Raw genomic sequence first — 12910 nt, 5'->3', positions numbered from 1 at the left:
TTTTGCACAGTTGGTAATGTTTCCTATTCCTTATATTACCTTCTCGTTTACACTTCTTCCTGGCCGCCATTCATTTGCCGGTTTTGAATGAGATCCGTCACAGGGCAGTAACGGACAATCCCTTCTCCCACTTTCATGGCACCCATGAGCGCAACACATAAATAGCTGCAGCGCCCCGGTTTTTTCGATAATTTAGCTGTGGCCCATGCAAGCGAAGTGAGCCCGCACGTAATTCGGATTAAGGCATTTAAAATGCCAATATTGGGTGCGATTTTCATGATGAACATCTCCTTTCCCATGTTTTCGAACTTCTTTACTGCTTTAATGGATAAAATATGGTAATATATGAATATATTAGGGTCTCCCTAGGGAGGAATGAGACAATGCTTGACCAACGTTACAGATGGAAAAACAAACAAATCAGGGAACATGTCGCCGTGCTGGACGGCAAGCTTTCGCCAGACATGGTTTTAACAAATGCCCGGTTTCTTCATTCGACGTTAAGAAAATGGGTTACGGGCAATATTTGGATTTATCAGGACCGGATTATATACACCGGGGAAAAACTGCCTGAAAAGACATCAGGATGCGAAATCACCGATTGCTCGGGGCAGTGGCTTGTGCCCGGGTATATTGAACCGCATGTCCATCCGTTTCAACTTTATAATCCCCAAACCTTTGCCCATTATGCAGCGCAAAAAGGGACAACAACATTGATCAACGATAACCTCATGCTCGTTTTATTAACAGACAAAAAGAAAGCGTTTTCTCTAATGCAAAAGCTCCGCCATTCACCGGTTACGATGTATTGGTGGGCCCGGTTCGACGGGCAGACGGAGCTTGTGGACGAAGAAATGGTTTTTTCTCACGAGTGTGTAAAATCGTGGCTCGAGCATGATGCTGTCCTGCAGGGAGGGGAGCTGACCGGCTGGCCGAAACTGGTGGACGGCGACGACTTAATGCTCCATTGGATTCAGGAAGCCAAGCGGATGCGGAAAAAAATTGAAGGCCATTTCCCGGGTGCCTCCGAGAAAACATTGGCAAAAATGATGCTGTTTGGGGCAGACTGTGACCATGAAGCGATGACGGGCAAGGAAGTACTGAACCGGCTGATGCAGGGATACACGGTGTCTTTGCGCCACTCATCCATCCGCCCCGATCTGCCTGTGTTACTGGATGAAATGAAAGCGCTCGGCATTGACCAGTATGATCAAATGTTTTTTACAACCGACGGCAGCTCGCCTGCTTTTTACGAAGAAGGCGTGATCGACAGGATGATTCAAATCGCGATGGAACACGGGGTGCCCCCGGTGGACGCATACTTAATGGCAAGCTACAATGTGGCACGTTACTACAATATCCAGCATTTGCACGGTATCATTGCAACAGGCCGGGTGGCAAGTATCAATTTTTTGGAGAGCGAAACAAATCCGGTGCCTGTTTCGGTTCTGTCGAAAGGAGTTTGGTTGAAAAAAGATGGCAAAGGAATCGAACCGGAAGAACCGGTCGATTGGGCATTGTACGGTCAAGGCCCGCTTGAACTGGATTGGGATCTCGAACCGGACGATTTGCAATTTTCCATGCCATTCGGACTGGAGATGTCCAACAGTGTCATTACAAGGCCGTACTCCATTTCGTATGACGTATCGTATGAAGTGCTTCCGGACAACTATGAAGATAATTTTCTCATGTTAATGGATAAAAAAGGAAAATGGCGGATCAACACACTGGTGAAAGGATTTGCCAAAAATCTGATGGGCCTTGCCTCTTCTTATTCATCAACAGGCGACATTCTTTGCATTGGAAAATCAAAGAGCGATATGCTGCTTGCATTTAAACGGATGAAAGAAATGGGCGGCGGCATCGTGATTGCGGAAAACGGGAAAATCATCCATGAGATTCCGCTCCCGGTCGGCGGCATCATGTCGGATAAAAGCATGGATGAACTGATCGGGGATATGAAAAAATTTTCCAGTATTTTAAGGGACCGCGGCTATGCATATGATGATCCGATGTATTCTTTGCTCTTTTTATGCGCGACCCATTTGCCCTATATCCGGATCACTTCCAAAGGAATGTACGATGTGATGAAGAAAACGATACTCTTTCCAACAATAATGCGTTAAAATAATAAAGTAATGGAAATGGTTAAGCATGGCGTAAAAAGGGAGATGGTTCGTTTCTAAAAAACCTCTTTCTGTACGGCAGGTTGCGGTTTGCCGTTCGGTGTATTTAAAGCGCGATGGGAGTTGCAAAAATGGGAAAGAAACGACTGATTGGCCTGATGTTTCTCCTGTTGGTGCTATCGGCATGCGGCCGCCAGCATGGTACAGGCAGTCAGCAGCAGGGAGCCGGAAAATCTGCGGCACACCGGTGGACAGCGCCGCTGACAGGGCTTCGGACAACAAACAGGCCGGCAAAACGGGCGGTTGCCGTCATGATCAATAATCATCCGCTTGCACGCCCGCAGTCAGGGTTAAGTTCAGCCGATGTGGTCTATGAAGCCCTGGCAGAAGGGGAAATCACCCGGTTTGTCGCAATTTTTGAGAGCCATATGCCGGCCAAATTCGGGCCTGTCCGGAGCGCCAGACCGTATTTCATCAAGCTGGCAAAAGGATACGATGCTTTATATATTGCCCACGGCTACAGCCCGGGCGCGAAAAAGCTGCTCGATTCGGGCTATGTCGATGAACTGAACGGCATGCAGTATGACGGCACTTTGTTCAAACGGTCGGCGGCCAGAAAAGCGCCCCATAATTCCTATATCACTTATCAAAATATTTTAAAGGGCGCACGGAAAAAAGGCTATGTAATGAACCAGCCTCCGTTTCCTCTTTCTTTTGCCTCTGCCAATGAAGTGAAAAACATTTCGGGCATTTCTGCGGGGAAAGTCAGTATCCGTTATTCAAGCCGGGACAATTTAAATGCCGTGTACCGGTATAACGCAGAAAAAGGAAAGTATGACCGCTACTCTGGCGGGGTGGAGACGGTGGATGCAAATAACGATCAACCGGTCCTCATCGACAATTTGTTCATTGTTGCTGCTAAACATAAGCTGATTGACAGTCACGGGCGCAAGGATATTGATTTAACATCTGGAGGCAAAGCGTATCTCATCCAAAAGGGAAAGCTCCGGGAAGTCGAATGGGAAAATGACAACGGCAGGATTCTTCCGTATCAAAACGGGGAACCGGTCAAACTGGTGCCGGGAAAAACATGGATCAATATTGTACCAACTTTAAGCAGTGTTACCGTTACAGATTAGGCAGGGGTTCGGGCAGTCCGGCAGAGCCGTGCTGGAAAGCAATAGAGTAAAGGAGAAGAAAAACGTTTATGCAAATAGACAAATTACGCGGAAAAGCGCTGGATCAGCTGTTTGAAGCGATCCTGTCGCTTGAAACGATTGAAGAGTGCTACCGTTTTTTTGACGATTTATGCACCGTCAACGAAATTCAGGCGATGACGCAGCGCCTGGAAGTGGCGAGAATGCTGCGCAACGATAAGACGTACCATGCGATTGAGACGGAAACCGGCGCGAGCACAGCTACTATCTCCCGTGTCAAACGCTGCCTGAATTATGGCAACGATTCCTACCAGATGGTCCTCGACCGGATCGAAAAAAAACAAAGGCAGGAAAACCGTCCAGAAGAAGAACCATCAGAATAAAAAGAAAAAAGCTCTTCTTTTAAAAGAAGGGCTTTTTTACGCAAGAAAAAGGGCTTTTTCGTGATAGAATCCCGGGGTTTGGCGCATCTTGCTAGAAAAGTTGCGCTTTTCATTTTTCCTTCTACCGGCACCGCTTTTTTTGCATAAGCATACAGGAGAGATTTTCCGGATTTAACGGGGGGAAGCGCGGTGTTTCCGAGCAGGCCTGTTATATTTTCCCGTTCTGATGAAAAGCTTTTTTGCCTGTACCTTCAAATGCTATAATGGGCTATGATGGATGAAGAATGGAGGATTTCCGGTTGATGTATGATGTGCGTGAATGGCGGCATGCCTTCAAATTGGATCCGAATAAAGATATTTCGGAAAATGATTTGGAAAAAGTTTGCGAGTCCGGCACAGATGCAGTGATTATCGGCGGAACGGACGGCGTCACCCTTGATAACACGTTACAGTTAATGTCAAGAGTGAGGAGATACGCCGTACCGTGCTGCCTCGAAGTATCGGATCCGGACGCAATCGCACCAGCTTATGACCTTTACTTGATTCCGGCGGTTTTAAACAGCCAAAATACAACTTGGATCACCGGTGCCCACCATAAAGCAGTGAAAGCATACGGGGAATGGATGAATTGGAATGAGATCGTCATGGAAGGCTACTGTATTTTAAATCCGGACTGTAAAGCCGCTCAGCTTGCAGAAGCAGCAACCGGCCTTGATGACGACGACGTTCTCGCTTATGCAAGCATGGCGGAGCATATGTTCAAGTTTCCGGTTTTTTATTTGGAATACAGCGGCACTTACGGAGATCCAAAGCTTGTCGAAAAAGTGAAAACAGTACTGGAAGATACCGTTTTGTTTTACGGCGGCGGCATCCGCACTGCAGCACAGGCTGCGGAGATGGCACGGGCTGCAGATGTAGTGGTCGTCGGCAATGTGGTTTATGAAGATATACACGAGGCTGTGAAAACGGTCCGGGTTGTAAAGCAAACAGGTTTGTGATAAAATAGAACAAACATTCTCATGTGGTGGTGAAATCATGCAATTTTTAACCGACCGTATTCTGAGCGGGCTAAATCCCGAACAGAAAGAAGCGGTCAAAACAACGGAAGGGCCGCTTTTGATTCTTGCCGGGGCGGGAAGCGGCAAAACACGGGTGCTGACCCGCCGCGTTGCCTATTTAATGGTGGAAAAAGGCGTGAATCCGTATAATATTTTAGCGATTACGTTTACCAATAAGGCCGCCCGCGAAATGAAGGACAGGATTGCCGGGATCATGGGCGGTGCCGCTGAGGAAGTGTGGATATCCACTTTCCATTCGATGTGCGTGCGCATTTTGCGGAGGGATATCGACAGGATCGGCTTTAACCGCAATTTTTCCATCCTTGACGCGACCGACCAGCTATCGGTCATTAAAAACCTTTTAAAAGAAAAAAATCTGGATCCGAAAAAATTTGACCCGCGGGCGATTTTAGGGAAAATCAGCAGCGCGAAAAATGAACTGATTGATTTTGAACAGTACGCCAAACAAGCGGGCGATTTTTTTGACCAAATTGTCAGTGATGTATACGAAGCTTACCAGCAACGCCTGAGGAAAAACCAGTCGCTTGACTTTGACGATCTGATCATGATGACAATCCAATTGTTCAAGCGCGTCCCGGAAGTCCTCGAATATTACCAAAGAAAATTCCAATACATCCACGTTGATGAGTATCAGGATAGTGCGACACGTTGCTAATTGAAAAGATTAGCCACCAGCGAAAGCTGGGAGAACTGATGATTCGAAGAGTCGAATGAAGGAGTAACGCCCGGAAAGGCTCTCCCTGATCCTCCGAATAGCGTCAAGATAGGTAAGGATCTTGAGGTTATAAGCTCGGTGAAGTCGGCTGAATGCTGCCGTAACAAGTCAAGTTGACGAAAGCTTTCCAGAGGTGGAAGGTGCAGCAAATAAGCCGGGGGTCTATAAAACACTCATGGTGAGAATGTTAGTGAACAACAACTAACTGACGAAAATCCGAATGTACGGTTCTAGAGGTATAGATGCTAGAAATGGCATTGTCACGGTACGTGGCGCTAGTGAGGTGGAGTAAGAATTGTCTTTATGAAACACCTTGACGTGTTACAGGCACGTCCAAGCTAGCAGGACTAGAGGATTCACCTAAAAGTGTATGTACAGATAGAATCATCGGAACGTGGGAAGCTGACAACGCGGAGGACTTACCGGCCAATGAAGCGGTGATAAGGAAAAGCGAAGGCTATAACTTATCTTTATGTCAGTGAAAGTGGTGGCACAGTACCGTTGAGGTGATGGAAACATCATGGAGGGATAGCCACTAGTCAATTTGTTAAAGCAACTACATTTATCGTCTATCAGGTTCGAGTATGACTAAGAGAAACGAAAGCTGCCAGTAACCGGGTGGTGATTAGTTGACTGATAACAACCAAAAGCTAAAGAAAGACGAGAATGCCCTAGATAAAATCAACAAACTTCGCGATTTGGTTGGAAACGATAAAATAGTAGGTATTATAACGCGATAACAAATTGATGGAACGCCGTATGAGGGGAAACTCTCATGTACGGTGTGAATGGGGGGAAAAGCTGGAGATGACTTCAAAGGCTCACCTATCCATATCCAATAAATCCCAGTATACACTTGTGAAATTGTTAGCTTCAAGGTTTCAGAATTTGTGTGTTGTCGGGGATAATGACCAGTCGATTTATCGTTGGCGCGGTGCGGATATTGCCAATATCCTGTCATTTGAAAAAGATTACCCGAACGCGAAAGTCATTTTGCTCGAGCAAAACTACCGCTCAACGAAGAAAATTTTACAGGCGGCCAATAAAGTCATCGAAAACAACGCAAACCGGAAAAAGAAAAATTTATGGACGGAAAACGATGAGGGGCAAAATCTCGTCTATTACCGGGCAGACAGCGAACAGGGGGAAGCGCAGTTTGTTGCCGGAAAAATTAAGGAACTCACTGCATCGGGTAAACGCCGGTACTCCGATATTGCCATTTTGTACCGCACGAACGCCCAGTCCCGTGTCATCGAAGAAGTATTGATGAAATCGAACATTGCCTACAATATCGTCGGCGGCACCCGTTTCTACGACCGGAAAGAAATTAAAGATATTCTGGCATACTTGCGGGTCATCGCCAATCCGGATGACGACCTCAGCCTGACCCGGATTATCAATGTGCCGAAACGCGGGATCGGTCAGACTTCATTGGATAAAATCGTGCGTTATGCGGCGGACCAGGATGTTTCCTTATTTACGGCACTTCAGGAAATTGATTTTATCGGCCTCAGTCCGAAAATTACCAAAGCCTGCCGAGAATTTTACGAGCTTATCAGCAATTTTACCCGGATGCAGGAATATTTATCCGTTACCGAACTGGTGGAAGAATTGCTGGACAAGTCCGGCTACCGGGATGCGCTGAAACTGGAAAAATCGCTCGAAGCCGAAAGCCGGCTTGAAAATATCGATGAATTTCTTTCGGTTGCCCAGGAATTTGAGAAAGAGAACGATGACAAAAGCCTTGTCGCCTTTTTGACGGATTTGGCGCTTGTCGCCGATATTGACCGGCTTGAAGAAGATGATGCACAAAAAGATGCCGTTGTCTTAATGACGTTGCACGCCGCCAAAGGGCTTGAATTTCCAGTTGTCTTCCTGATCGGCATGGAAGAGGGCATTTTCCCGCACAGCCGTTCCCTCATGGACGAAGCGGAAATGGAAGAGGAAAGGCGGCTCATGTATGTCGGCGTCACGCGGGCACAAGAGGAGCTGTACCTGACCAATGCCGAAGTGCGGACGCTTTACGGGCGCATGAACATCAATCCTGTTTCACGGTTTATCAATGAAATCCCGGAAGAACTGATCGAGGATATTCGCAAGGAGGAAAAAGACCGGCTCGATTTCCGCCAGGTTTCGCGCGGCAATACGGCAAGAAAAGAGAAACGGCCGCCTGTTGTTCCTGCCTGGCAACAAAACAGGGCCGGCAATCTTTCTTGGCAAGTGGGCGATAAAGCCGAACATAAAAAATGGGGGATCGGCACGGTTGTCAGTGTCAAGGGAGAAGGCAAGTCAGCCGAACTTGACATTGCATTCCCGAGCCCTGTCGGCATCAAACGGCTTTTAGCCGAGTTTGCGCCGATTACAAAAGTAGAATAGAATAAGTCTGGACAACGAAAGGGACACAGGCGGCAATTGCCTCTTTTGCCCTGATGGAAAGGATTGTTGCACATGGATAATCACGCGGCAGCCACCCGGGCAGCCGAATTGCGCAAACTGCTGAACCAGTACAGTTATGAATATTATGTGCTCGACCGCCCGAGCGTTCCGGACGCGGAATACGACAGGCTTTTGCGTGAACTGCAGGAGATTGAAAATGCGCATCCGGAGTTGATCACGCCGGATTCGCCAACGCAAAGGGTCGGAGGAGAACCTTTATCCGGATTTGCCAAAGTGGTCCATGATACACCGATGCTCAGTCTGGCAAATGCCTTTAACGAAGCCGACCTTCGCGATTTCGACCGCAGAGTCCGGGAGACGGCTGGCGATCGATATGAATACGTGTGCGAACTGAAAATCGACGGGCTGGCGATTTCGCTTAAATATGAGAATGGTTTATTCGTCCAAGGGTCCACAAGAGGGGACGGGACGATCGGTGAAGACATCACGGCCAACCTCAGAACCGTCCGCTCGATACCACTCAGGTTGAATGAACCGGTTACCATCGAGGCGCGCGGGGAATGTTTTATGCCGAAAAAGTCTTTCGAGGCATTGAACCGTATTAAAGAAGAAAACGGGGAAGAACCGTTTGCCAATCCGCGCAATGCGGCAGCCGGCTCGCTTCGCCAGCTCGATCCGAAAATTGCGGCATCGCGGAACCTTGATACGTTTATGTATGCAATCGGTGATACAACCGGGCTCGATATTTCCGCCCATAGCGAAGGGCTTGCGTATTTGAAAAGGCTCGGCCTTAAGGTCAATAAAGAAACAAGAATATGCCGGGATATCGGGGAAGTGCTTAAATTTATCGCGGAATGGACGGAAAAACGGCCGGCCCTTCCGTATGAAATTGACGGCATTGTAATCAAGGTAAATGACTATGCCCAGGAAGCCGCCCTTGGCACAACGGTGAAAAGTCCGCGCTGGGCTATTGCCTATAAATTTCCTGCTGAAGAAGTCGTCACTAAACTGACCGGTATTGAAGTAAAAGTCGGCCGTACCGGGGTCGTCACACCAACTGCGATACTAAATCCGGTAAGGGTGGCCGGAACAACCGTCCAGCGGGCCACACTCCACAATGAAGATTTGATCCGTGAAAAAGATATCCGGATTGGGGACTATGTGGTGGTGAAAAAAGCGGGTGACATTATTCCCGAAGTGGTCCGCCCGATTCCCGAACGGAGGACAGGCGAAGAGCAGGCATTTTCCATGCCGTCCCACTGCCCGGACTGCGGCAGCGAGCTTGTCCGCCTTGAGGATGAAGTGGCGCTCCGCTGTATTAACCCGAACTGCCCGGCGCAGATCCGCGAAGGGCTGATCCATTTCGTATCAAGGAATGCGATGAATATTGAAGGGCTGGGGGAAAAGGTCATCAGCCAGCTGTTCGCGCATGAATTGATCCACAATGTTGCGGATATTTACCGACTGAAAAAAGAAGAACTGTTACAATTAGAAAGAATGGGGGAAAAATCGGTTTCCAATTTGCTTGCCGCAATTGAAGCCTCAAAAAAGAATTCGCTGGAAAAATTGCTGTTCGGCCTCGGCATCCGCCATGTCGGCGCCAAAGCTGCGAAAATTTTAGCAGCGCATTTTGAAACAATGGAACGGCTGTCGAAAGCAACGCGTGAAGAACTGGAGGCCATACCCGATATTGGCGAAAAGATGGCGGATTCCATTGCTGCGTATTTTGAAAATGAAGAAGCGCTTGGCCTGGTCCGGGAATTGGCTGCACTCGGGGTCAACATGGTTTATAAAGGCCCCAAACGTGCGGAAAAGCGCAATGCAGATTCGCCTTTTGCCGGAAAGACGGTCGTTTTAACCGGAAAACTGGTGAACATGACCCGCAACGAAGCAAAAGAAAAACTGGAAGCGCTCGGGGCAAATGTGACCGGCAGCGTGAGCAAAAATACCGACCTTGTCATCGCCGGAGAAGATGCGGGCACAAAGCTGACCAAAGCGGAACAGCTCGGCATTGAAGTATGGGATGAAGCAGCGTTTTTGGAACGGTTCCATTCATAAATTGCAAGGGAAAGCGAGAAATCAAAAAGGTGGAAAGGCAGTATGAAAAAATGGTACCCCCTCATCATATCGATGGTTTTACTGGCAGGCTGTTCACCGGGTTTCGGCTCGGATAACAAAGTGGTCCAGAAAAGCAACAATAAAAAAGAAACATCCGTTGTTTCGAGTTACCAAATTTCCGACCAGTATTATAAAAATATTTACCCGTATAAAACGAGCAAATCGCGGGGGCTCGTTGTCAGCAACTTAAACACTTCATATGATATCGAGGAATTTGAAACCGGCCTGATGCGGGTTGCGCAGAAAAATTACCCGCCGGATGACTATCTTTTTCAGGAAGGCCAGTATTTGACTTCCGACACCATTACAAAATGGCTGAATCGAAAATATACGGCAGACCAGTTGAAAAAGAAAGGCCTGAAAGAACAGGACAATGTCGGGCTGAATCCGGTGAATGACGAAAAAGGATCGGCAAAGCAGCAAAATGAGAAAAACCCGATTTATTTGGCGCAAATTCTCGAACAGGATTATTTAACAAAAGACAGCAAAGGGAACGTCAAACTGTCCGGCGTTGCCATCGGGCTTGCCCTGAACTCGGTTTATTACTATCAGACGGAAAAGTACGGTTCCACGTATGACGTTAATATTTCCCAAAAAACGCTGGACGAAAAAGGGAAGCAGATTGCATCGGAAGTCGTCCAGCGCCTGCGCAAGATGAATGGATTGAAAAATGTCCCGATTACGATCGGGCTGTACAAACAGCAGAGCAAGGATTCCGTTATTCCCGGGAATTACTTTGCTTACGCTACTGTTCCGGCAAACAGCACCTCTGCAGACGATTGGAAAAACATCAATGAAAAATATTATTTGTTCCCGTCCGACGATGCGGAAAAAGCCCATCGTGATGATGAGAAAACATTTGAGAATTTTAAAACGGACATTGAAGACTTTTTCCCAAATTATACCGGATGCATTGGCAGGGCAAGATACAACGATGGGCAGCTTGCTGATTTAAGCATCGACATTCCGATCCAGTTTTACGGACAGGCGGAAGTCATTGCTTTTACGCAATATGTCGCCGGCCTGGTGGTCAAAACCTTCCCGGATTATGTCAATTTACAAGTGAACATCACGGCCAACAATGAAGCAAAAGCGCTCATTGTAAGGAATTCAAAAGCAAAAGACCCGACCGTCCATATTTATAACTGAAAAAAGAGCAGATACATGAAAAATGTATCTGCTCTTTTTTAGTATGTCACATTTCAAAAAAAGGGAAACATTTTTTAAATTTTTTTCAAAAAAAGGCTACCATTTTTGAAAACTCTGTTATATAATAAAAACATGCAAAGCACACTGTATTATAACAAGGGAAGGGAGTGCAAATATGGAGACCAAAGCACCAGGCATTACCGTAACGGGATCCATCCATGACGGGTATGACGAAATATTGACCCCGGAAGCGCTGCAATTTTTGGAACAGCTGGAGCGGCATTTCGGCGAAAGGCGGCGTGAACTGCTGGCCTACAGAAAAAAGCGCGATGAAGAAATCAAATCGGGCAAGCTTCCACATTTTCTCGAAGAAACGGCCTCCATCCGAGAATCCGACTGGACCATTGCCCCGCTTCCTGAAGACTTGCAGGACAGGCGTGTGGAGATTACCGGGCCGGTTGACCGGAAAATGGTGATCAATGCCTTGAACTCAGGCGCAAAAATATTTATGGCTTGCTTTGAAGATGCCACTTCCCCGACATGGGAGAATATCATTGAAGGCCAGATCCATCTCCGTGATGCGGTCAACCGGACGATTACTTTTACCGGGCCGAACGGAAAAGAATACAAGCTGACCGATCACCCCGCTGTCTTAATTGTCAGGCCGCGCGGATGGCATTTGGAAGAGAAACATATTTTAGTAGACGGCAAACCTATATCCGGCAGTTTAACAGATTTCGGGCTTTATTTCTTCCATAATGCCCGCAGGCTCCTTGAAAACGGCACAGGCCCGTACTTTTACCTGCCAAAAATGGAGAGCCATCTGGAAGCGCGTCTTTGGAATGATGTTTTTATCTTTGCACAAAAGTATATCGGCATTCCGAAAGGCACCATTAAAGCGACTGTCCTGATTGAAACGATTATGGCCGCTTTTGAAATGGATGAAATCCTTTACGAACTGAAAGAGCATTCGGCAGGCCTCAACTGCGGGCGCTGGGACTATATTTTCAGCTATATTAAAAAACTGCGTACCAATCCGCAGTTTATTACGCCAGACAGGTCTCTCGTCACCATGACGGTCCCGTTTATGCGCGCTTATTCGCTTTTAACCATTAAGACGTGCCACCGCCGGAATGCGCCGGCAATCGGGGGAATGGCCGCGCAGATCCCGGTAAAAGACGACCCGGCAAAAAATGAAGAAGCCTTCCAAAAGGTGCGCGCCGATAAAGAGCGGGAAGCAAGAGACGGGCATGACGGCACCTGGGTTGCGCATCCTGGGCTTGTGCCAGTCGCCTTGGAAGCATTTAATAAAGAAATGCCTGAGCCGAACCAAATCCACTCCGGCAAGCAGATGGATTTTACGGCAACGGCAGATGATCTGCTCGCTGTGCCGCAAGGGGAAATTACGGAAAAAGGCATCCGCGAAAACATTTATGCCGGCATCCAGTACATCGAATCCTGGCTCAGGGGAAGGGGTGCTGTGCCGATCTCGAACTTAATGGAAGATGCGGCGACGGCTGAAATTTCTCGCACCCAGCTTTGGCACTGGATTCGCCATCCGAAGGGCGTACTTCAAGACGGCAGAAAAGTGACGATTGAGCTATATGAACAAATCAAAGCGGAAGAACTGGAACGCATCCGCCGGGAAATCGGGGAGGAATATTACCGGGCCGGCCGTTTTGAAGAAGCAGTAGCCTTATTTGACCGGCTTGTTAAAGAAGACGAATTTATTGAATTTTTAACCTTACCGGCGTATGAACTGCTGGGCTGATCGAATGGCAAATTG

At 47.6% G+C, this 12910-nt stretch carries 8 protein-coding genes and 2 pseudogenes; 9 read left to right on the top strand and 1 reads right to left on the bottom strand.

Translation table 11 applies throughout. The annotated features are described in order from the left end of the window. Positions 1–47 precede the first annotated feature (47 nt). Positions 48–278, bottom strand: a complete 231-nt coding sequence (locus tag NSS95_RS14730) for a YgaP family membrane protein (RefSeq protein ID WP_014096909.1) — start codon at positions 276–278, stop codon at positions 48–50. A 105-nt stretch (positions 279–383) separates the two neighbouring features. Between NSS95_RS14730 and NSS95_RS14725 the strand changes: the two genes are divergently transcribed. The 9 genes and pseudogenes from NSS95_RS14725 (at position 384) to aceB (ending at position 12895) form a co-directional block, all read left to right on the top strand. Beyond that, the gene (locus NSS95_RS14725) at positions 384–2126 is read left to right on the top strand and encodes an adenine deaminase C-terminal domain-containing protein (protein WP_017550750.1); all 1743 of its coding nucleotides are present in this window, start codon (positions 384–386) and stop codon (positions 2124–2126) included. Positions 2127–2257: 131 nt separating this feature from the next. After that, positions 2258–3265: a DUF3048 domain-containing protein gene (locus NSS95_RS14720; protein WP_017550751.1), complete on the top strand. Its 1008-nt coding sequence runs from the start codon at positions 2258–2260 to the stop codon at positions 3263–3265. A 68-nt stretch (positions 3266–3333) separates the two neighbouring features. After that, positions 3334–3666 carry a YerC/YecD family TrpR-related protein gene (locus NSS95_RS14715; protein ID WP_071452148.1) on the top strand — a complete coding sequence of 111 codons (333 nt, stop codon included), beginning with the start codon at positions 3334–3336 and terminating at the stop codon, positions 3664–3666. Positions 3667–3968: 302 nt separating this feature from the next. Next, complete coding sequence (locus NSS95_RS14710; RefSeq protein ID WP_179234839.1) at positions 3969–4664, top strand: heptaprenylglyceryl phosphate synthase; 696 nt, start codon at positions 3969–3971, stop codon at positions 4662–4664. Between the two features lie 37 nt (positions 4665–4701). Beyond that, positions 4702–5385, top strand: a pseudogene (locus NSS95_RS14705) (UvrD-helicase domain-containing protein); the annotation flags it as partial. Between the two features lie 909 nt (positions 5386–6294). Next, positions 6295–7836, top strand: a pseudogene (locus NSS95_RS14700) (3'-5' exonuclease); the annotation flags it as partial. A 72-nt stretch (positions 7837–7908) separates the two neighbouring features. Beyond that, complete coding sequence (ligA, locus tag NSS95_RS14695) at positions 7909–9915, top strand: NAD-dependent DNA ligase LigA (RefSeq protein ID WP_061577488.1); 2007 nt, start codon at positions 7909–7911, stop codon at positions 9913–9915. A 42-nt stretch (positions 9916–9957) separates the two neighbouring features. Next, positions 9958–11124, top strand: coding sequence for a CamS family sex pheromone protein (locus NSS95_RS14690; RefSeq protein ID WP_035190011.1), 1167 nt, complete (start codon positions 9958–9960; stop codon positions 11122–11124). A gap of 175 nt (positions 11125–11299) precedes the next feature. After that, positions 11300–12895, top strand: a complete 1596-nt coding sequence (gene aceB / locus NSS95_RS14685) for a malate synthase A (protein WP_328229389.1) — start codon at positions 11300–11302, stop codon at positions 12893–12895. Positions 12896–12910 lie beyond the last annotated feature (15 nt).

The organism is Weizmannia sp. FSL K6-3076 (assembly GCF_038007245.1).
In the GTDB taxonomy this organism is placed as follows: Bacteria; Bacillota; Bacilli; order Bacillales; family Bacillaceae_C; genus Weizmannia; species Weizmannia faecalis.
This window is presented reverse-complemented; position numbering and strand designations above follow the sequence as displayed.